This is a genomic window from Oceanobacillus sp. MO10714A, assembly GCF_037072045.1.
In the GTDB taxonomy this organism is placed as follows: domain Bacteria; phylum Bacillota; class Bacilli; order Bacillales; family Amphibacillaceae; genus Oceanobacillus; species Oceanobacillus indicireducens.
Window position 1 is genome coordinate 1 of record NZ_JAXHDC010000055.1, and the last position, 19,836, is coordinate 19,836.

Here is a 19,836-nt window from a genome sequence, read left to right on the forward strand (position 1 = left end):
TTTAATGCGGATGTACTCCATACCAATTTTAATTAATAGATACAATAATCCAAAGTGGTATAATTATCGCTGCTTACTTAAAAAAGGTGATAAACCGCAGTACTTACAATCATGCTACAAGTACTGCAGTTTTAATCTAACATCTAATCATTTTTTAGTTCATCAACTAATTTAACAAGACTAGGATCATCAATATAGTTTTCAATGGAAATGATTGTTTTATTATTGTGAGCCATTCGCGCTCTGTCTAATAAATCCTTATGAACAACAATTATATCTGAATCCTGCGGGGCGTCTTCTATTCTATAATGTTTAACTTCAATATCGGCAATATCGGCTTTCTTGAGTCTTTTTCTGAAAGTCGTTGCACCCAAGGCGCTACTACCGGCCCCTGCATCGCAAACAAATGAGATTTTGTTAATTTTCTTGTCAGAGATATTGTCAGTATCGTTATGATTAACATTGCCTAGAACTTGTTTGCCTTCAGATTTCATAGATTTTGACCTTTCAATTGAACCCTCAAGATCCTCTTCATCTTCACCTTTTTTATCAAATTTCAATATAAGAGATGTAATGATGAAAGAAACAACAGCAGCAACGAGTACACCTAGAATGATCCCTAAGAAATTACCCCTTGGTGTTAATGCAAGATAAGAAAAGATAGAACCCGGACTTGGCCCTGCCACTAGACCTGCATCAAATAAACTGAAAACTGCAATTCCTGACATACTACCAGCAATCATGGCAATTATTGTCAACGGTTTCATCAGTACATATGGGAAATATAATTCATGGATACCACCAAAGAAGTGAATTATGATAGCACCAGGTGCTGTTCGTTTTGCAGCCTTTTTCCCAAAAACACTAAATGCTAATAGTAAGCCTAGTCCTGCTCCGGGGTTTGATGCTACTGTGAAATAAACCGACTTTCCTGCTTCAAGTGTTTCTTGCATTCCTAAAGGATAATAGATACCTTGGTCGATGACATTATTTAAAAATAACACTTTTGCCGGTTCATTAATAAGAGAGAGTAATGGTAGGAAACCAGTCGCTACCAAAGCCTCTATAGCCACAATTACAAAGTTATTTGCTGATTCAATAACTGGTCCGATGAAATAAAAGGAAATAACCATTAATATAAACCCTATAATACCTATAGAGAAATTATTTACAATCATTTCAAATCCAGCCGGTATTTTATTCTCAATTAGCTTATCAAATTTCTTAATGATCCAGCCACCTAAAGGACCAATAATCATAGCCCCAAGGAACATCGGGATATCAGAACCAACAATTAGCCCGATTGCCCCTATAGCACCCATTACTGCACCTCTTTGGCCGGCAACCATTCTTCCTCCTGTAATGGCTAACATTAGAGGAAGTAAATATTTAATCGCTGGGTCTACGATGGAACCGAGGTCTTCGTTAGGAAACCAACCCGACGGTATGAACAAAGCGGTTAGTAAACCCCAAGCTATAAATGCACCAATGTTAGGAAGTACCATATTAGTTAGAAAGCCACCAACGGCTTGAATTTTCGCTCGCAAGGATGGCTTATTTGTGCCATTTGAATTATTTGTTTCATATGCTAAATTCTCTGTACCTGCCATTTCTATTTCCCCCTATCCTATATGAATACAAATGATTATTCGTTACATCCAAAGAACCTATTCTTCTTCCTCTGCCCGCTGAATAAGTTCGATAATTTCCTTTTCCGTTTCGGCTTTTTTAAAGCTTTCCATGATATCATCATCGATCAACATAGAAGAAAGATTGGAAATCAACTCCAAATGGCCATCACTATCTTCTGCTGCTAATACAATAAGAATTGAAACTTCTTTATCCTCCGGGTAGAGAACTGGATTTTTTAATTTCAGCATGGAGACTCCGGTTTTTTTGACTGCTCCATTATTTTGTGCGTGAGGCATAGCAATTCCAGGTACGATCACGATATAAGGACCATTTTTATGAATATTGTCAATCATATCCTGGATATATTGAGATGTAATCAAACCTTCATTCAGTAATGGTTGGGCAGCTTTTTTAATCGATTCCTCCCAAGAGGAAACACTATCAATAAAATTAATATTACCTTTTAAATAATTACTTAATTGCATGATTTTTCATCTTCCTTTCTGTTTAAAACGGAAAAGTACCCTTCTTTAATTGTTTATAATTCTCTTTGATTTTATTCTGAAGATGCTCATTCTCAAGTTCTGTATAATGGGTAATCGCTTTATCAATCCCATACTCACCTATGAATTTTTGCAAAGTCACAGATTCCTCATCTACGGGATTATAAAATAAAAATCCAGCAGCAATAGCAACAGTTAAGCGTTCAACAGGAAGTCCCATATCAAATAATTCCCTTGTTGGTTTGACTAGCCGTTCATCAAAACTTAATTTACGTATTGGATTTCTGCCAACTCGAAACACTTGATCATTTATGTTTTTATTTTTAAATCGCTTTAAAGTCTTTTCAATAAAGTTAGTCATTTCCTCACGATTAAAACCAAATTTTGTTTCAACATATTGTGATGCTTCATCCATTGTTTTACTAATGAAATTCGTCCTATCTTTATTTTCCAACGTTTTTTGAATCGTGGAGTTTCCAGAAAAAAATCCGATATAGGCTGTTGCCGCATGTCCCATATTTACGATATATAATTTTCTTTCTATATATGGTTGTAAATCTTCCACGTAAATAGCATTTTTTATAGATGGTGCTTTAAAATTAATCATTTCAGATTTGTTAATGATCCACTCGTAATAAGGTTCCACTAGCGTTCTTTCACCTTCATCCCTTGTTTCGGATAAAGATAGACGGTCAATAGCTGAGTTTGGAAAACCTGCAATCCCATTGATTTCTTGTATCTCGCTCTCAGAAAGCTGTTTTTCCATTTCCTGTTTTAAAGTAGTGCTCGCATTAATTGCGTTTTCATTTGCGATCACATCAATTTTACGCTTGTTTTCCTTTACTCTCTTTAACAACCCCTTTGACAGAATCGGGGCAATCCCGGATAAATTATTTATGCCAACAGATGTGGTGATGATATCTGCATTGACGATTGCCTCTATCACTTTTTCTTTTTGGGTATTGCTATTTAAAGCAGATACAGGGGATATGGTTTCAACGGTATGGTTATCATCCAATAACTCAACATGATACTTGTGTTTTGCATTAAATTGGTCTACTGCTTGTTGATTCACATCCACGAAACAAACATGATATCCAGTCTTATTTAATAATTTGCCAATTAATCCTTTACCAATATTACCAGCGCCAAAATGCAATGCTTGCATCATATGAACTCCTTTACTTCTCTATTTAAATACCTCAAACTACTCTAGGTTTGCGTGATATCTCCATAGTTCTTTCATATCAATATTTTGTTCTTTAATCATCATTAATGCCAGTGTGTCACCAAGTAATAGTAAGCTTTGTTCAAATAAGCTAGTCATAGGCTGTACAGATTGGATTTCACCGGGTAAACTCAGCTTAGAACTTACAGGAATTTTAATAAAACAATCCGTATATTCTTTCATGGAGCTCTCAGGGTTTGTGCCAATATGAGCTACTCTTGCATGGTTGTCCTTTGCTTTCTTGGCAATAATTAATGGGAAGGCAGTTTCGCCACTTCCTGAACCCACGATTAGTAAATCTTTTTCCGTAATTGCCGGTTCTGTTATTTGTCCGACGAAATACGTTTTTACGCCAAGATGTGCAAGCCTTTTTGCTATCGCCTTCAAGGATAATAAAACTCGGCCAACGCCCACAAAGAAAACCTTCTCCGCCTTATTTATTTCATCTAATAACGAATAGATCTCTTCTTCATTTACCTGATTTAAAGTCGTTGTTAATTCGTCGGTAATTTTTTTTGCAGTTTCAACATAACTGATCAATCTACTTAGCCTCCTTATAAAACCCTTTTTCAATCGCTTGTTCTACTAGTTTTTTATTCTCTGCCAAACTTTGGCCCTTTAAAAACAAGCTAGTACTTCCTGCTACTAAAATATCGGCACCAGCTCTCACTAAATCCGGAATAGCTTCTAACGAAACCCTACCATCTACTTCTATCTTTGTACTTAATTGCTTTGTTTGAATTAATTCGTATAAATCTTTTACTTTTTGTATTGAATAAGCCACTTTTTGCTCGTTTTTATCAGTTGCAAATCCTGGATTTATAAGCATAAGCAAAATAGTATCGCACTCTGGCAAGACGTAATCCAGTACTGTCAATGAAGTTGATGGATTCAAAGCCACCCCTGCTTTTATACCATTTTTCTTTATTAATTGAATGTTACGATCAATATGTGTGCTCGATTCGATATGAAATGTTATTTGCTGAACACCTACCTTGACCATTTCTTCTATAAAAAACTCATTGTTATGAGACATGATATGAACATCAAAATTCATGTCAGTTATTTTCCTTAGTTGCTTAATCGTGTCAATTCCCAATGGCATACTTGGACTAAAATGCCCATCAATTAAATCTAAATGAAGTGTATCAATCCCTTCCTTTTCAATTTCTCTTATGCTTCTTTCCAAATTGCACAAGTCTGCACTCATAAGGGAAGGTGCTATTGTAATATTCTTTTTATGCACGTTTGTGCCTCCTTTTAATGCGCTTATGCGCTTGTTATATTCATTTTAGTGCGCTTTCATGCATTTGTAAAGAGATTTTACTCACTTTTTTATTTTTATGCATGTTTATGCCTTTTTTTGTCTTTTATGTTAAAATAGAAGAGATTAGTTAGGAGGTTATAACAATGTTGAAAAGAGAACGACAAGATAAAATTTTACAAATCATAAATGAAGAACACAAAATAATTGCCAGTGATTTAAGTAAACGATTATCAGTTTCAGAAGATACTATACGCAGAGATTTGAAGGAATTGGACAATCAAGGACTTATTAAAAGAGTCCACAGTGGTGCTCTAAGAATAGGTCCCCCTATTGTTGACTTTTCAGTTAGAGAAAATATATCCAATGAAATTAAAATGAAGTTGGGAAAAAAAGTAATTGATATTTTAAAAGAGGATATGGTAATACTAATCGATGGAGGAACAACAAATTTACATTTAGTCTATCAAATTCCATTAGATTTTAAGGCTAGTATCATAACAAATAGCCCGCCCATAGCTATGGCTCTAAGGAATCACAAAAATATAGAGGTAATTATGATTGGTGGAACATTATTTAAACAGTCGATGGTGAACTTGGGAATAGACACTGTCGAGTATTTAAATAATATGAGATGTGATTTATATATAATGGGTATTTATAACATCAACCCACAAATTGGAATAAGTGTACCCACTTTATCCGAAGCATCGGTAAAACGAAAAATGGTTTCTATTTCAAGTGAAATCCTAGGTATGGTAACCTCGGATAAATTAGATACAGCTTCAAACCATATCGTTTGCCCCGTGAACAAATTAACGTATCTCATAACAGAAAATATTAATTCAGATCTAAAATCAACCTATAACAGCGAGGAAGTTATCTTTATCGATTGATAGAACATTGAGTACGATGATAAATACTTGTCGCCCCTTTCACATTTCTTTTTAGAAGTTTTAGGCATAATTATCTCATTGTCCTTTACTTGATGTTTTTGCCGATTGATTGCCTTTGATATTTGTTGGTACTTCATATTTCATGGATTGTAATTTTCAAAGGCTGCAAAAATGGCTACTTGTAAAAAAGTCAAGTGAAGGGGTGGATAAATTTAATTCTGTTCGTTCGGAGTTGGCACAATCTATGTCCGGAGATTTCATTCAAAAAGTCGATAGCCCAAAATTAAAAACATCCCAATCGAGGGATGCTCTTAGCTAAGTTTATCTTTTATTTCTTTTAACGATTTCTTAACAGTAAGATTAGAGTAACGAGAAATTCTATATATGAAAAATAAACCCACCTTGGTTCGCTTTGTTAAGAGGCGTGGTGGGTAAAATTATAGTTATAATACCTTAGCACGATAAATTTGTACGTTTAATATTCCGCTGAAGCCATACCTAAAAGGATTCCCAATATCGCTCCGGCAACTCCCATAACCATAAGGATAGTACCATGGTTCTCGTTTTGTTTATCACTTTTTCTCAGCAAATAACCCATTATAAAAGCGCCTGCTCCAAATATTATCGGAATGAATAATAATGAAACGGCAAAGAAAAACCACCCTAATATTTTGTATACTAAACCATCACTTTTTGTTTCATTACCAGCTACCGATTGATTATCGAGTACTGCGGAATTTTGTGCCACATCTTCCATTATGCTTTTATCCACAGGAAGAACAGTAATTAGCATCTTGATCGATCTGAACACCACATTTAGGACAAAACATAACGACTCCTCCCTAAGATTTTATTGCTGCCTCTAAATAAATGGCAGTATGTTTAATATACTTAAACGATGTAGATATAATGACAATATTTAAGTTGATTAAACACGGCACTTTATCTTTACTTTGAGATGCAATTTTAACATTACTATTCTTAGGGAGGAGTCAAAAGCTGTAACCCCTCTATCTTGGAAGCGCAACTCAAATGAATGACTCAATGGGCTAACTCCAAAGCAAAAAATTCAAAAAACTGCAAAAATTGATCGAAAACTTCCGCACTGCTATGCGTAAAAAGTATACACATCACTATCCAGTGCATCTAAATTCTACTTAGCATTTCCAGATTCAGGCTTGCTTTGTCATTTTCAATTTCGTGTCGTGACTAGGCATCCATAATTAATAATATCAAAAACACTCCACACGGTTTCATCACTATCTTCATCCCAAAAGGCAAATAATTCCGTTATCTTTCCATTTATTGCTCCGTTATAGAATCTAATAAGTCAGATATTGCTATCAGAGTTAGATGTCATGACTTCAGTAGCCCAATTGAAGATGTATTAGTAGAAAGAATTACAGATAAAATTATCACACAAGCTACAAATAAAAGATTCATTATTTTGCTAGACTTCTATGATTCTGCAATTAATGAAGAAAGAATAACTACTTCACTTAAAAACTTTTCATTATTAAATCCAGACGAAATTGTTTTAATCCTTACCTCCTGTCCAGAAAATGCGGATACTGCACCAGCCAACTCCTTTTCCCTTATCCAAAGTAGAGATGATATAAAAATGTACTTTAAATTAAAAAAGAAATATCCTGATTTAAAATTTGGAGATTACACAGTGAGATTAAGACCTGCTCCAGATAGTGCGAGGATAAATTACTACAATACTTACCTTAAGATTTTTTATTCTTCTGAGGATGATTACTACATCGGAAAATCCACATTAATAGAAAGAAATGGTATTGAGACTTTTAAAAATGTCTGCCAAGAAATAGTGGATAGCGATGTATATAAAAAGCCTGATTTTTCTCTGGGTGATAAAGCCATATATCTTGGGTAGACTGCTTCCTTCCTTTTCTCTTCTCGATTAGTCTTGTAGCATCCCAACTAATTATCTTTATTCCCCACCATTTGGGAACCATTTCAAGAATTTGTTGATAATATTTCCTTGATGATACAATTGTCATACGTTGAAATAGTTTATTATAATATGATATTTGTCTTGGTAACCTGTCGAGTGTGTCATAATCACTTTTAATTTCGTAGCCATGAATAATTCCGTTTACCACAGCGACATCCACTCTGGATTTCCCATTATTTATACCTAATTCATTTATTATCCTAGTATTTGGATCATCACGATACTGAGATTGAAGTTCTTTATCTAATAATTTCCTTACCCCTTTATCATTCAAAAGCATTTTATTCACCTCTAATATATTATTATAAAGGTTATAATAAATATCAAGTATATATACTCTTTGAAAGAATTGTGACACGCATTCTGACTAGGCCCCAGCACTTCCAGACTATAATATGCATTTTGTAAATCGAGGCTTTATTTCTCCACTGTGGCTCTATTTCAATATATCCTTCCTAATTACCCAGGTGAAGATAAGAGATGCTGGTGGATGTTCATAATTTATCATCGACAAAGCTAAGTATATTAATTATCCTGAATTATTCATAGAAAAATGCAACTAGCTCTTAACCCTATAACCGCCAATCAACTGTGCAGTTATAAAAAGCATAATAAAAGAAGAACCCGTTTCTAATAAGGTTAAATTACGAATAAATAACCAATAGACAGGGTTCTTAAGTTGTACCGTAAATAACACTTAATCTCAATCGCAAAGTAAAATTGTCCGACGACGGAGGAGAATTATCCCCAGATGCTGATGGAATTTTTCCGGAATTTGATAGAAAAAATCAGTTTTTCATACTACCTCTCAATATTCACAAACACACTTTTCACTTCTGTATAATTCGCAAGTCCATACTCTCCACCCATTTCTCGGCCGATTCCTGACTTCTTAAAGCCACCAAATGGCATGGTTTCCCATTCCAATCCAAAGTCATTGATCCACACGGTCCCGGATTTCAGCTTTTTCGCGATATAATGTCCCGTCTTAATATTCTCTGTCCACACGCTTGCAGCGAGACCGTAATCACTGTCATTTGCCCTTCGGATTACTTCTTCCACATCATCAAATACGAATACTGACATGACTGGTCCGAAGATCTCTTCACGTGCAATTACCATGTCATCCGTGACATCAGCGAATATCGTTGGTTCTACAAAGAAACCTTTGTCCTTGCCTTTTTCTCCTCCCGCAACAAGCCGGGCACCTTCCTTCTTACCTTGTTCAATATAATCCAGGACACGCTTCTGCTGCTTGGCAGAAACAAGCGGCCCCATGTCAGTATCCGGATCCAGTCCAGAACCGAGGCGGATTTTCTTCACCCGCTCTTCCAGTGCGCGTAAGACCGTATCATAGTGCTTGCGGTGGACAAAGATTCTTGTGGTAGCGCTGCAGTTCTGTCCATGATTATACATCGTCCCATTAAATGCACCCTCAATCGCTTCATCCAGGTCTGCGTCTTCCAGAATAATGCTCGGGGATTTTCCTCCGAGTTCCAGCGTTATGTCCTTCACCTGATCAGCCGCTCGGTGCATGACTTCTATACCAGTAGCAGTAGATCCGGTAAATGCAATTTTATCAATTCCCTCATGCGTTGTAAGTGCGTTTCCTGCAACCGGTCCGTCGCCAGGAATGATATTTACCGTCCCATCTGGGAAGCCTGCTTCTTTAAAAAGCTGTCCGACATAAAGCAGGGAAAGCGGTGTTTCCTGAGCTGGCTTAATGACGACAGTGCATCCGACAGCAAGCGCGGATCCAAGCTTCCATGCAGCCATCAATAACGGGAAATTCCACGGGATAATCTGACCGACCACCCCAATTGGCTCATGGACGGTATAGGTCACATAATTTGGAGAAACTGATGTCGTTTTTCCGAGTAACTTTGTTGCCCAGCCCGCATAGTAACGGAATTGCTCAATCGTCCCATCGATATCATCCGTAATCGCAACATGATAAGGTTTGCCGTTATCCAAGGCTTCAAGCTGTGCCAATTCTTCCCGGTGTTCTTCTAAAAGGTCTGCAAATTTATATATCATGCGGGATCGTTCTGCTGCCTCAAGCTGAGTCCACTCTCCTTCATCAAAGGCTTTTCTTGCTGCCTGAACAGCTTTATCAATATCTTCTGCCTGCGCTTCACTAACGGTGGCAATTACCTCTTCCGTCGATGGGTCGAGTACTTCAAACGTTTTTCCACTTTCTGATTCCACGTAATCACCGTTAATATAGAGACCTTTCACACCTTCTAAAAACTCTTGTACTCTAGGCTTCAAATTATAACCTATAGTTTGCATACTCTTTCCCTCCTTTTTTATTGTTTTAAAACATCAAGACTTCCCATCAATTCAATCAGCTTCGCGTCTTCTTCCTCCGTGAGCCCTAATCTCGGTTTGCGGCATGGTCCTCCAGCAAGGCCTTTCAGTTCCATTGCCCTTTTCGAAAGCTGCACATACTTTCCAGACTCCTCCAGGTAATTACAAAGCGGAAGCAGCCGATCATACAGCCCCCATGCCTTGTTTAGCTCACCGCTTTTTACATGTTCATACAACTCAGTCACGAGTCCCGGCACAATATTTCCAGCTGGAGAAATCCACCCGACTGCTCCGACTAAGAAGGACTCCAACGCAAGGTCCTCAGAACCACAGAACACTTCAATATCTCCTACTCCCTGCCTGGCAATATCTCTTGCTTTTGTAATGTCGCCACTTGATTCTTTAATGTGCGTGATATTAGCGACATCCCTCCCCACCTTTAAAATCGTTTCTGTACTAATATCGACACCTGATGTAAATGGATTATTATAAATCATAATAGGAAACTGAACCGATTCAGCAACCGTTTTGAAATGCTCATAGATTTCATGTTCTTTCGGGTGAGCGTAATAAGAGTTAATCAGCAGTGCCGCATCTGCACCTGTTTTTTCCGCCTGCTGTGTATATTCGACCGCATCAGCTGTTGTCTCTGCCGCCGTCCCTACAACGAGCGGAATCCGGCCGTTCACCTGATCGACCGCTATCTCAACCGCCTTAAAGCGCTCCTCCTTCGTCAAGCTGACAAACTCTCCCGTACTGCCGTTAATCGCGATTCCAGCAACACCTTCCTCAATAAAGTGCTCAATGTTTTTCCTGAATCCGTCCCAGTCAATTGCACCATCCTCAAGCATCGGGGTAATTAAAACTGGAAATACACCTTTAATTTTACTCACTTTTTTTCCTCCTTATATTCATTAATTTCCTGATACAACATTTTCAATTGGTTTCTCGTCTTTTGCTTCTTCCGTTCTCCAGATAAATGTATTCGTATAGCCATAAATCAGAGTAATCAGTACGACAAGCAAGTTAAACCAGACAAATGGCAAGTAGCTGAGCGTCGGCACACCGAGCGCTGCTGTCATGAATACCCCACCGTCAGACCACGGGACAAGCGGTGTGGTGACTGTCCCTCCAGCTTCTGTGTTTCTTGAAAGTACACGCCGGTCAATTTTCATCCTATCGTAGTTGTCTTCTGTAACTTTTGTTGCTGTAATTAATGAAACATAAGCTGCCCCAAACACATTTCCCATGAATCCACTTATGACAGTGGATGTTGTAAGTCTGCCCGGATTGATTGCCCATCTCGCAAGGAAATCTCCTACTGCGCGAATAATGCCGATTTTCGCCATGAGACCGCCAACTCCAAGCGCAAGGATAATTAAAGCAATAACATCCAGCATAAAAACAATCCCGCCGCGGTTTAGCAATTCATCAATGAACGCTATCCCCGAAGTAATTTCACTGCCTGCATACATAATATTGATCGCACCAAGGAAAGGTACACCTTGGAAAATAAATGCCCAGATGGAGCCTAATAGTGCGCCGAACATGATAACTGGAATCGAAGGCATTTTCATTGCCAGCATTACCACCACCACGACTGCAGGAAGTAGCATATACCAGGCGATATTAAAATGTTCCTTCAAGGAAGCCATTATGGAAGTTGCAGCACTCAGATCACCGCTTCCCTGATAGAAGAAACCGACAATCAGAAATAGTGCACCAGCAATTACCCAGGCCGGAATACTGACCCGAAGCATGGATTTAATATGTTCAATGATATCTACTTTTGCAAGAGACGCAGTCATTACCGTAGTATCAGAAATAGGTGACAGCTTATCCCCAACATAACATCCGGAAATGACAGCACCCGCAACAAGCGGAGGAGGGAAACCGAAGCTTGCTCCAATCGCCATCATCGCAATCCCCGCTGTTCCTGCAGAGCCGAAAGAAGTTCCTGTTACGATAGATGTCACTGTGCAGATAAAGAAAGCTGCCAAGAGAAGAATGCTTGGATCAATAATTGACATTCCGTAATAAATTATCGAGGGCACAATACCACCGGCAATCCAGGTACCGATTAAGGCACCAACGGTAATCAGAATCAATACTGCTTCGAGCCCATCATAAATCCCTCTCAGGAGTCCATCCTGCATCTGTTTATAGCGATAGCCAATTTTCAGTCCGACCGCAATGATAAGAAACCATGACACCAGCAATGCCAGGTGAATTGGCAGTTCAAAGAGCACAATAAAAATAAACATCACTGCCCCAAAGCCAATCAGCGCAAACAATATCTCGCCACGATTCGGCAGCCTTAATGCCTTCTCAGATTTCATTTTTTTCCTCCTCTTTATATGGAATTCCTGTACACCCTGCTGGTCTCTGCTCCATGTTTACGTTAAGATAAACCCATCCCGCAGCGGATCCGTTTCATCAAATAAGAATTCATGCGTACCGGTTACAATTGCCCGGAGTAGCACGGAATAACGCTTCTCATCTTCCGGAAGTGTTTCTGCAATAGTCGGCTCATCAAAAACACTTCTGTTTTCCAACCACCCCATTTCTGGATACGACTTGCGCAATACTGCAAATAACGCAATCGTGCTGTCAACTCCGGCAGAGCGTGTGATACTGCCGTCTGATTCAAACGTTACGGAACGGGCAAGCCCCTGCTGTGCGGCGGCAAAATCCGCAAGAATTAAACCCGTAAACTCCTCCTTTGCTGCATGCCACTCCTCCACCGTCGTTCTGCCCCATCTTGTTACCTCTGAAATAAAAGTTGTAGTTAACTCAGGAACTTCTTCCGTAAACGGGAAAACCAGATACTTTCTTTGGCCAGCTACTGTCACTGCCTCGCAGACCGGCATTTTTTCAATAGGGCCGACCTCATCTGTTTCAAATTGCACCTCCTTTACTTCTCCATTTATAAATGAAGTGTTCAGTTCATAAATACCATGTACCGTTTCCACCCGGTAGACACCGCTTTCATTTTGACGAATATTTCCTGTTTCGAGCAGTGCAGTAAGTGCAGCCGCAAGCCCCGGATACTTAAACGTCGCTCCGTCATGGCTAAAGAAAAACAGTGAAAAATCTGCATGACGAGATGAAGTAACGATACAGCCTGTCATCCCTCTGTGTCCCCGCGGCTCATTGATAAGCAATGCCTTTTCACTAGCGAAGGAAGTCTGCAAACGTTCATTATTTGCATACACATCCCTTTCATTCAGCCGAATTGGGGATTGGGTTACAATGCGAAATGGCTCGCCTGCAACATGGGTGTCGATTGTAGAAAACATTTTAGACAGATTCATTCTATACCCCCTCCCTTGATTGGTCTTGCATTGGCGGAATCAGAAGATAGCCTTCACGGAGCGGATCACTTTCATCATAGTAAAAGCGGTGCATCCCCATCATCCACGCTGATCCGGTCACCTCCGGAATAACAGCCTCATAGTCTTTGATTTTAATTGCTTCGAGGATTCGGGCTCTGAATAAGGATCCGACAATACTTTCGTGGATAAATTCCTCCCCGACACCAAGCTCTCCTCTTACATACATGGTCGCTATTTTTGCGGATGTACCGGTGCCACATGGTGAACGGTCAATCCCGCCTGGCGGAACAACCACCGTATTCTTCACATCTGCATCGGGGTGGACCGGGTCAGAGAAGAACTCGATATGTGTCAGGCCCTGAATAAATGGGAACTCCGGATGTACGATATTTTCAGCCTCATTAATCGCATTACGGATGGTGATGCCTTTTTCAATAATAGTCGAAGCGTTATCCGGCTCTAAGGAAAGCCCGAGTTTTCTTGCATCTATAATCCCGTAAAAATTCCCGCCGTATGCGATATCACATTCCACTCTGCCGATGCCACTGACGTCGATTTCAATGGACTTCAGAAGGAAAGAAGGAACATTCGCAAATGTCACTTCCACCGCTTTCCCTCCACTTACTTTAATTTTTGTCTCGACAAGTCCGGCTGGTGTATCGATCTTGAGAAACGTATAAGGTTCTTTCACTTCTATCATGCCTGTCTCAATAAGTGCAGTGCAGCAGCCGATTGTATCATGCCCGCACATCGGTAAATATCCTCCCGTTTCAATAAAAATCACACCAATATCTGCATCCGGATGACACGGATCCACAAGCAGGGCCCCGGACATAACGCTATGTCCGCGTGGCTCGTTCATTAAAAATTTACGGATCCAGTCATAATGCTCATGAATATAGAGCATTTTTTCTGACATCGTGTCTCCTTTCAGTTCCGGCAGACCGCTGATCACCGTCCGTGTCGGATTACCTCCAGTATGTGTATCAATTGTGGTAAACAGCATGTCAAATTTCATTTAAACTTTCACCCTTTCTCTGAACCTGTCATAGCGAAGTGGCTCGATTGGTATCGTTTGTTCTTCACCGGAGAGCATCTCCTGAATGACTTTTCCAGTTATTGCTGCAAGACTGATGCCATCCCCCTCATGCCCTGCCGCCACATAAAAACCAGGCACTTCATCAATATGAGAAATAATCGGCAAGTGATCTTCCGTCCAGGGTCGTAAGCCCGCATACGTACGGATGACCGTCATATCGCGTATTTTCGGGAAAAAGCGCATGGCCCGATTTGCCATCACCTTTGTCACATCCCAGTTTACGGTGGTATCGTATCCGACAAATTCCCGGCTGCTCCCAATCAGGAAGTTTTGCGCAGCAGTCGGTTCGAACACGAGTGCAACACCATATTTCTTTGTCTCTTCATCTACCTGCCGTTCTCCACCAAACTTGGAAAGCAAGTAACCAAACTCCTGAATTTTACGGATACCGACCGGTTGTTGCCTTGAAGCAACGATAATTTGTCCTTTCCGTGGGCTAATCGGGATCTTCACCCCGACCATTTCGCCGATAAAGGGCGCCCAGATTCCCGCGGCATTCACTACTCTTTTCGCCGTATAGTTACCCTGGGTCGTTTCTATTATAAATTCTCCGCTTGTTACTTTTTTGAGGCTGGTCACTTCCGTATGTGTATGAATGCGAGCACCTAGTTTCTCTGCCTTGTGAAACAAAGAATATGTCAGCATATAAGGATTTACTGTTGAATCTGTTTTACATTCCAGCCCGCCAAGCAGATCATCAGCAAAGTATTTGGATTCATTCAGCAGGTCTTCTCTGTCAATCATCCGGAATTCAAGTCCCGCTTCAACCTGACGTGCAACCCACTTCTCTGCCGCTTCCATTTCTTCTTCATTTTCACAGACAAAGATACTTCCCGGATAACGGTATTCAAAGGGTATTTCCAGTTCACTGCTCAACTCTCGTACCAGCTTTTGGCTGGCAAAAGACATCTGGCTATCAAAGCCGGGATCTTTATCAATTGCAAGGATATTTCCGTCACACCGGGAAGAAGTGCCGCCTGCAAGCTCTCCTTTTTCCAGAACGGTTATTTCCAGTCCTGCCTTGGTACCATAATAAGAAATAGCTGCACCGATAATACCTCCTCCAATGACGACAATATCCCGATGAGAATTATTGTTCATTGCACCCCTCCTTTCATTCCTGACACTCTGTAAATAGTAATGCAAATAACGTGCCAACTTAAATAACAGATAATAAATAGTCTTATTGCTTTTTCTATAGATACATGTCAAAATATTTTTAAACTTGTCAATATTAATTGACACTTTGAAAGGAGTAGCAAACATGACTTTTTCTCTAAAATTGGAAGAACTAATGGATACCAATGTAAGCGTTTTACAAAGTGAGAAAGATAGAGGGAAAGAGCTGCTGGAAAAGGTGAGAGCAGTGCAGCCCGGAAAGGTAGTTATTGAGAAAGATGGCACTTCTTATCTTGCGGAATTCGATGAGGAGACCGGAGAACTCCTCTTCCTCTCCTGTAAAAAAATAAATGCTGCCACAGCTGATATTAGCAAGCTGCTGGAGGAAGTGGAGCATGTGGACCGTTTCTTAATTTATGATGGAAAACGGTGCAAAGGGTTTATCGATGCACCGAGACTTGCACGCAAGCTCTTTCAATCCTATCAGCGAATGAATGCCTACTTGACCACTATTTTAGAGACCATTGACAGCTCCTGTACGGTTATTGATGCCAACGAGAATGTGCTGATCTGGACCAAAGGAGCGGAGGACATTTTCTCTGTTAAGCGTGAAGAGATTATCGGCAGGAAGATTACTGATTTCTTCCATCGGGAACAACTTGAGCTTTTAAGAACATTAAAAGACGGCACCACCCTTTACAGGAGCCAGCATAATGCAAGAGAAAACCTGGTGGTGCTTATTAATTCTAACCCGGTTTATCTTCAGGATAAAATTATTGGTGCGGTCGTGTCCGAAGTGGATATAACAAGTCAAATCCAGCTTAATAATGAATTGGCCAATACAACAGAAAAGCTGTTTCATTTGGAGAATACGGTCAAGAAATTAACAGCTACCGAAGAACCATTCGCTGAGATTAAAGGCAACAGCACTTTATTAAAAAATACGAAGAAAATGATAAAAAAGGCAGCAACGACCAACACTAATGTGCTAATTCACGGGGAAAGTGGTGTCGGGAAGGAACTATTCGCAAAAGCCATCCACATGCTCCGGGAAGGAAATGATGCTCCTTTTATTGCAATCAACTGCGGGGCTATTCCCTCCGCTTTATTCGAGAGTGAAATGTTCGGCTATGAAAAAGGAGCATTCTCGGGGGCTGATCAAAGAGGAAAAAAGGGGAAAGTGGAACTTGCCAAAGGCGGCACCCTTTTTCTCGATGAAATTGGAGAAATGCCACTTGATATGCAAGTGAAAATCCTGCGTCTCCTTCAGGATCATAAGTTTTTCTCTGTTGGGGGAACAAAGGAAAAAGAAGTGAATTTCCGGGTTGTTGCTGCAACGAATCGCGACTTGAAGGAAGAGGTTCGGAAGGGAAATTTCCGAGAGGACCTATATTATCGGCTCAATGTTGTCAGTATTGAAGTGCCTCCACTCCGCAAGCGTCCAGAGGATATTATTGAACTTACGCATTACTTTTTATACGAAACATCCGTTAAATATAACAGGCCAATTCATGGTATTTCTCAAGGTATCATGCAGGCTCTTCTGAAACATGAGTGGCCTGGAAATATTCGTGAATTGAAGAATGTCGTGGAACGCCTTGTCGTTTTTTCTGAAAGTGGAGAAATCAAATCAGAGTACCTTCCGTTCGAACCCAATAACCATGCTCCGTACAATGATTCTCCGCTGAAGCATTCGGAGGGGCTTTCTCTAAAAGAAAGACTTCAGTTTACTGAACGAGATATTATTTTAAAAGAACTAAAAAAAGCGAAAGGGAATAAGCAGACCGCTGCTAAAAACCTGCAGATCACCCGTGCAACTCTTTATAACCGGATGAATAAATTAGGACTGGAATTATAGACAGAAAATAGTTGGCACAATTCTTGCATTGTAATTCATGAAAAGGAGAGAAGGAGTGGATTGCATGCAAAATGAAAAAATGATTGTTTGCCGTTGTGAAGAAGTGACATATAAAGAATTAATGGAAACGAAAAAGACCTATAATTGCTCCGCACGAGAACTAAAATTGCGAACTCGGGCAGGAATGGGCTACTGTGGTGGGCGCACCTGCCGTGGCATGATCGATAAAATTGCCATGTTTCAAGATAGCCCGAAGAATAATAAAGAAGTTTCACTAAAATATCAGCCACCGATTCGTCCGGTCAGCTTTACTGACTTAGGAGGGGTGAAACAATGAAGCAGCGAATCATCGATCACCCAGTACTTGGAAAGATAGATGAACGAAAGTTAATTACATTTAGGTTCAATAATAAAGAATATCGCGGATTTGAACAGGAGTCCATTGCAGCGGCACTGCTCGCCAATGGAGTACGAACCCTGCGTCATCATGAAGAAAATGGCACTCCCCGAGGTATTTATTGTAACATCGGCCATTGTTATGAATGCAGAGTGGCAGTCAATGGTATACAAGGTGTACGCGCTTGTCTGACCCCGCTTCAGGAAGGTATGGTGATTGAAAGTGGCGGACGGCTGCCAACTACGGTAAGAGATTGGAGGTCGGAAGATGAATAAGGTAATTATTATTGGTGCAGGACCATCCGGTCTCGAAGCAGCGATCACGTGTAGAGAGCAAGGACTTGATGTACTTGTCCTCGATGAGTATATGATAGCGGGTGGAAGGCTTCTCGGACAGCTCTATGAACAGCCGGACGGTACCTGGTGGAATGGTCTGGAAGAGTCGAAAATTCGTTATGAAAAAGCGCTGGAGCTCGGTACCCGTTTTCTGCTGAATACGCCTGTAAATAATATTGTACAAACAAACGAGCATTGGACAGTTTACACGGATACAGAGAGCTTTACTGCTAAGCATCTATTGCTTGCAACCGGGGCTGCGGAAACACCGGTACCTGTTCCCGGCTGGACGCTGCCCGGGGTGATGTCAGTTGGAGCGGCTCAGGTGATGACAAATGTACATCGAGTAAAGCCCGGAAACCGCGGGGTAATAATTGGGGTTAATGTGCTCTCTGCGGCGATTGCAATGGAACTAAAGCTTGCCGGGATAGAAGTTGTCGCTATGACACTTCCTGTAAACAGCCAGGTTACAAATGAGTCATCACAGCCCAAGGAAGTAATGAATTCACTGCTTCACGTCTCCCACATGGCCCCGTCCAAATTTATTAAGCTTGGCAGCAGACTCATGAAAAATGATTTTATGAAAAATATGGGTGTTACTTTTTTCCCGAAGACTGGAGTGAAAATCTGGGATATTCCGATTCAGCTTCGGAAAGCGGTTGTAGAGATCTATGGAGATAATGAAGTTCAAGGTGTAATAGTTGCGACAATTGATTCGAAAGGTAATGTTGTTGGAGGGTCGGAGGAAAAGATTAAAGCTGATTTCGTCTGTATTGCCGGTGGTCTCTACCCGCTTGCAGAATTAGCGGCAGTTGCCGGTTGTTCCTTTTATTACAGCGAGGAGCTCGGTGGCTACGTTCCATTACATAGCGAGCGCATGGAAACAAATCTCGATGGCCTATATGTTGCCGGGAATATAACCGGGATCGAGGGAGCCAAAGTAGCCATCGCTCAAGGAAAGACTGCAGGCCTGACGATAGCACATCATGCAGGTATTCCTGGACTTGAAAAGGACATTCAGACTTCCATCGAATCTATTGAAAGAGCCCGCGACAAAGCCTATATTCAATTCCATCCAGGAGTTAAAAAAGGTAAAGAACTCCTGCTTGCAGAATGGCAAAATCGGTTAGGTGAGTAGTGCCTGTCACATCCAATAGCTAACAATCGAACTGTCCCTCTATACATCTGCATCTATTCAGGCAAAAACATTAAATTCAACTTATATAATCAATTAAATTAAAACGAGTCATTGAAGCAAAGCGTTTCAATGACTTGTTTAATTAACTTACTCAACTTTTGCAGAGTAAAAATAATGTCTAATCGTTACCTGTTATAATATTTGCGGTACTTGATTATGCTCCTTGACAAGATGTGATTATAAAAGAAAAACACCTCCACTTTTGGTATAGTTTAAATATCGAGAAAAAACGACCAAATAGAAGAGGTGCCTCCTACTAAAGCTATGAATAATTCAAGGTAAGATTTATTTTGCTACATGTAACGCTTGTTCAAGCACTTTGTCACCTTGGATCATGCCATATGCAATAGAGTCAATGATATCTACTTTAATCCCTTTTGGTTCTACAAGTTTACGAATTTTGCTTTCTAAATAGCGGACTTGTGGACCAATTAAAACAACATCAAGATCATCCAAATGGTTTTTTAATAGTGATTCACCAACAGCATCGATTTCCACAGTTATTTGCATTTCCTCTGCTGCCTTACGCATTTTACTCACGAGTAAAGATGTTGACATACCTGCTGAACAAACTAATAGTATTTTCATTATGATTTCGCCTCCACTTTTTCCATTTTCTCATACATATCAATCATTTCTTTGGCAAGATCTTTCACTGCCATGGAAGTCATTAAATGATCTTGA

General features: G+C 40.2%; 21 protein-coding genes. 6 read left to right on the top strand and 15 right to left on the bottom strand.

What is annotated here, in order from left to right; genetic code table 11:
- Positions 1–143: 143 nt before the first annotated feature.
- The 5 genes from SPD53_RS17470 to SPD53_RS17490 are packed head-to-tail and all read right to left on the bottom strand — an operon-like array spanning position 144 to position 4,609.
- Positions 144–1,610 carry a PTS mannitol transporter subunit IICB gene (locus SPD53_RS17470; RefSeq protein ID WP_336253328.1) on the bottom strand — a complete coding sequence of 489 codons (1,467 nt, stop codon included), beginning with the start codon at positions 1,608–1,610 and terminating at the stop codon, positions 144–146.
- A gap of 57 nt (positions 1,611–1,667) precedes the next feature.
- A complete protein-coding gene (locus SPD53_RS17475) occupies positions 1,668–2,117 on the bottom strand; it encodes a PTS sugar transporter subunit IIA (RefSeq protein ID WP_188858746.1) in 450 nt (149 codons plus the stop codon).
- 22 nt (positions 2,118–2,139) lie between these two features.
- A complete protein-coding gene (locus SPD53_RS17480) occupies positions 2,140–3,303 on the bottom strand; it encodes a mannitol-1-phosphate 5-dehydrogenase (protein WP_188858747.1) in 1,164 nt (387 codons plus the stop codon).
- 39 nt (positions 3,304–3,342) lie between these two features.
- Entirely contained in the window at positions 3,343–3,903 is a 561-nt protein-coding gene (gene hxlB / locus SPD53_RS17485) for a 6-phospho-3-hexuloisomerase (protein WP_229782750.1), read from the bottom strand.
- A gap of 1 nt (position 3,904) precedes the next feature.
- Positions 3,905–4,609, bottom strand: a complete 705-nt coding sequence (locus SPD53_RS17490) for a ribulose-phosphate 3-epimerase (protein WP_188858749.1) — start codon at positions 4,607–4,609, stop codon at positions 3,905–3,907.
- 164 nt (positions 4,610–4,773) lie between these two features.
- On the opposite strand from SPD53_RS17490, the gene SPD53_RS17495 reads away from it, so the two are divergent.
- Positions 4,774–5,523, top strand: coding sequence for a DeoR/GlpR family DNA-binding transcription regulator (locus SPD53_RS17495; protein ID WP_188858751.1), 750 nt, complete (start codon positions 4,774–4,776; stop codon positions 5,521–5,523).
- Between the two features lie 475 nt (positions 5,524–5,998).
- Here the strand turns inward: SPD53_RS17495 and SPD53_RS17500 are convergent, their stop codons facing one another.
- A complete protein-coding gene (locus SPD53_RS17500; RefSeq protein ID WP_229782751.1) occupies positions 5,999–6,280 on the bottom strand; it encodes a hypothetical protein in 282 nt (93 codons plus the stop codon).
- Positions 6,281–6,287: 7 nt separating this feature from the next.
- Positions 6,288–6,353, bottom strand: a complete 66-nt coding sequence (locus SPD53_RS17505) for a zinc-ribbon domain-containing protein (RefSeq protein ID WP_229782755.1) — start codon at positions 6,351–6,353, stop codon at positions 6,288–6,290.
- Positions 6,354–6,859: 506 nt separating this feature from the next.
- On the opposite strand from SPD53_RS17505, the gene SPD53_RS17510 reads away from it, so the two are divergent.
- A complete protein-coding gene (locus SPD53_RS17510) occupies positions 6,860–7,420 on the top strand; it encodes a beta family protein (RefSeq protein ID WP_442946275.1) in 561 nt (186 codons plus the stop codon).
- Here SPD53_RS17510 and SPD53_RS19930 read toward each other — a convergent pair.
- The 7 genes from SPD53_RS19930 to SPD53_RS17540 form a co-directional block, all read right to left on the bottom strand.
- On the bottom strand, positions 7,332–7,781 hold the full coding sequence (locus SPD53_RS19930; RefSeq protein WP_442946233.1) for a sce7726 family protein: 450 nt from the start codon (positions 7,779–7,781) through the stop codon (positions 7,332–7,334). The two genes, SPD53_RS17510 and SPD53_RS19930, sit on opposite strands and share 89 nt — an antisense overlap.
- A 521-nt stretch (positions 7,782–8,302) precedes the next feature.
- A complete protein-coding gene (locus tag SPD53_RS17515) occupies positions 8,303–9,793 on the bottom strand; it encodes an aldehyde dehydrogenase family protein (RefSeq protein WP_336253329.1) in 1,491 nt (496 codons plus the stop codon).
- Positions 9,794–9,810: 17 nt separating this feature from the next.
- Complete coding sequence (gene dapA, locus SPD53_RS17520) at positions 9,811–10,704, bottom strand: 4-hydroxy-tetrahydrodipicolinate synthase (protein ID WP_336253330.1); 894 nt, start codon at positions 10,702–10,704, stop codon at positions 9,811–9,813.
- Between the two features lie 21 nt (positions 10,705–10,725).
- Entirely contained in the window at positions 10,726–12,150 is a 1,425-nt protein-coding gene (gene nhaC, locus SPD53_RS17525; protein ID WP_188858757.1) for a Na+/H+ antiporter NhaC, read from the bottom strand.
- A 57-nt stretch (positions 12,151–12,207) separates the two neighbouring features.
- Positions 12,208–13,125, bottom strand: a complete 918-nt coding sequence (locus tag SPD53_RS17530) for a proline racemase family protein (protein WP_336253331.1) — start codon at positions 13,123–13,125, stop codon at positions 12,208–12,210.
- Position 13,126: 1 nt separating this feature from the next.
- Entirely contained in the window at positions 13,127–14,164 is a 1,038-nt protein-coding gene (locus SPD53_RS17535; RefSeq protein ID WP_156857740.1) for a proline racemase family protein, read from the bottom strand.
- Positions 14,165–15,346: an NAD(P)/FAD-dependent oxidoreductase gene (locus tag SPD53_RS17540; protein ID WP_156857741.1), complete on the bottom strand. Its 1,182-nt coding sequence runs from the start codon at positions 15,344–15,346 to the stop codon at positions 14,165–14,167.
- A gap of 163 nt (positions 15,347–15,509) precedes the next feature.
- Here SPD53_RS17540 and SPD53_RS17545 point away from each other — a divergent pair, with 163 nt between their 5' ends.
- The 4 genes from SPD53_RS17545 (at position 15,510) to SPD53_RS17560 (ending at position 19,092) form a co-directional block, all read left to right on the top strand.
- Entirely contained in the window at positions 15,510–17,222 is a 1,713-nt protein-coding gene (locus tag SPD53_RS17545; protein ID WP_336253332.1) for a sigma-54 interaction domain-containing protein, read from the top strand.
- Between the two features lie 64 nt (positions 17,223–17,286).
- Positions 17,287–17,559 carry a (2Fe-2S)-binding protein gene (locus SPD53_RS17550; protein WP_156857743.1) on the top strand — a complete coding sequence of 91 codons (273 nt, stop codon included), beginning with the start codon at positions 17,287–17,289 and terminating at the stop codon, positions 17,557–17,559.
- Entirely contained in the window at positions 17,556–17,894 is a 339-nt protein-coding gene (locus SPD53_RS17555; protein WP_336253333.1) for a (2Fe-2S)-binding protein, read from the top strand. Before SPD53_RS17550 ends, SPD53_RS17555 begins: the two co-directional genes overlap by 4 nt.
- Positions 17,887–19,092 (top strand): NAD(P)/FAD-dependent oxidoreductase, encoded by a 1,206-nt coding sequence (locus SPD53_RS17560; protein WP_336253334.1) that lies wholly within the window; start codon positions 17,887–17,889, stop codon positions 19,090–19,092. Before SPD53_RS17555 ends, SPD53_RS17560 begins: the two co-directional genes overlap by 8 nt.
- Positions 19,093–19,437: 345 nt before the next feature.
- Here the strand turns inward: SPD53_RS17560 and SPD53_RS17565 are convergent, their stop codons facing one another.
- Complete coding sequence (locus SPD53_RS17565; protein WP_336253336.1) at positions 19,438–19,743, bottom strand: PTS sugar transporter subunit IIB; 306 nt, start codon at positions 19,741–19,743, stop codon at positions 19,438–19,440.
- Positions 19,744–19,836: the final 93 nt, after the last annotated feature.

What these genes read in the sequence shown, in the direction of transcription:
- SPD53_RS17470 (WP_336253328.1), bottom strand. Translation starts at nt 1,610, where the DNA reads ATGGCAGGTACAGAGAATTTAGCATATGAAACAAATAATTCAAATGGC.
- SPD53_RS17475 (WP_188858746.1), bottom strand. Translation starts at nt 2,117, where the DNA reads ATGCAATTAAGTAATTATTTAAAAGGTAATATTAATTTTATTGATAGT.
- SPD53_RS17480 (WP_188858747.1), bottom strand. Translation starts at nt 3,303, where the DNA reads ATGCAAGCATTGCATTTTGGCGCTGGTAATATTGGTAAAGGATTAATT.
- SPD53_RS17495 (WP_188858751.1), top strand. Translation starts at nt 4,774, where the DNA reads ATGTTGAAAAGAGAACGACAAGATAAAATTTTACAAATCATAAATGAA.
- SPD53_RS17500 (WP_229782751.1), bottom strand. Translation starts at nt 6,280, where the DNA reads ATGGAAGATGTGGCACAAAATTCCGCAGTACTCGATAATCAATCGGTA.
- SPD53_RS19930 (WP_442946233.1), bottom strand. Translation starts at nt 7,781, where the DNA reads ATGCTTTTGAATGATAAAGGGGTAAGGAAATTATTAGATAAAGAACTT.
- SPD53_RS17515 (WP_336253329.1), bottom strand. Translation starts at nt 9,793, where the DNA reads ATGCAAACTATAGGTTATAATTTGAAGCCTAGAGTACAAGAGTTTTTA.
- nhaC (WP_188858757.1), bottom strand. Translation starts at nt 12,150, where the DNA reads ATGAAATCTGAGAAGGCATTAAGGCTGCCGAATCGTGGCGAGATATTG.
- SPD53_RS17530 (WP_336253331.1), bottom strand. Translation starts at nt 13,125, where the DNA reads ATGAATCTGTCTAAAATGTTTTCTACAATCGACACCCATGTTGCAGGC.
- SPD53_RS17535 (WP_156857740.1), bottom strand. Translation starts at nt 14,164, where the DNA reads ATGAAATTTGACATGCTGTTTACCACAATTGATACACATACTGGAGGT.
- SPD53_RS17540 (WP_156857741.1), bottom strand. Translation starts at nt 15,346, where the DNA reads ATGAACAATAATTCTCATCGGGATATTGTCGTCATTGGAGGAGGTATT.
- SPD53_RS17545 (WP_336253332.1), top strand. Translation starts at nt 15,510, where the DNA reads ATGACTTTTTCTCTAAAATTGGAAGAACTAATGGATACCAATGTAAGC.
- SPD53_RS17550 (WP_156857743.1), top strand. Translation starts at nt 17,287, where the DNA reads ATGCAAAATGAAAAAATGATTGTTTGCCGTTGTGAAGAAGTGACATAT.
- SPD53_RS17555 (WP_336253333.1), top strand. Translation starts at nt 17,556, where the DNA reads ATGAAGCAGCGAATCATCGATCACCCAGTACTTGGAAAGATAGATGAA.
- SPD53_RS17560 (WP_336253334.1), top strand. Translation starts at nt 17,887, where the DNA reads ATGAATAAGGTAATTATTATTGGTGCAGGACCATCCGGTCTCGAAGCA.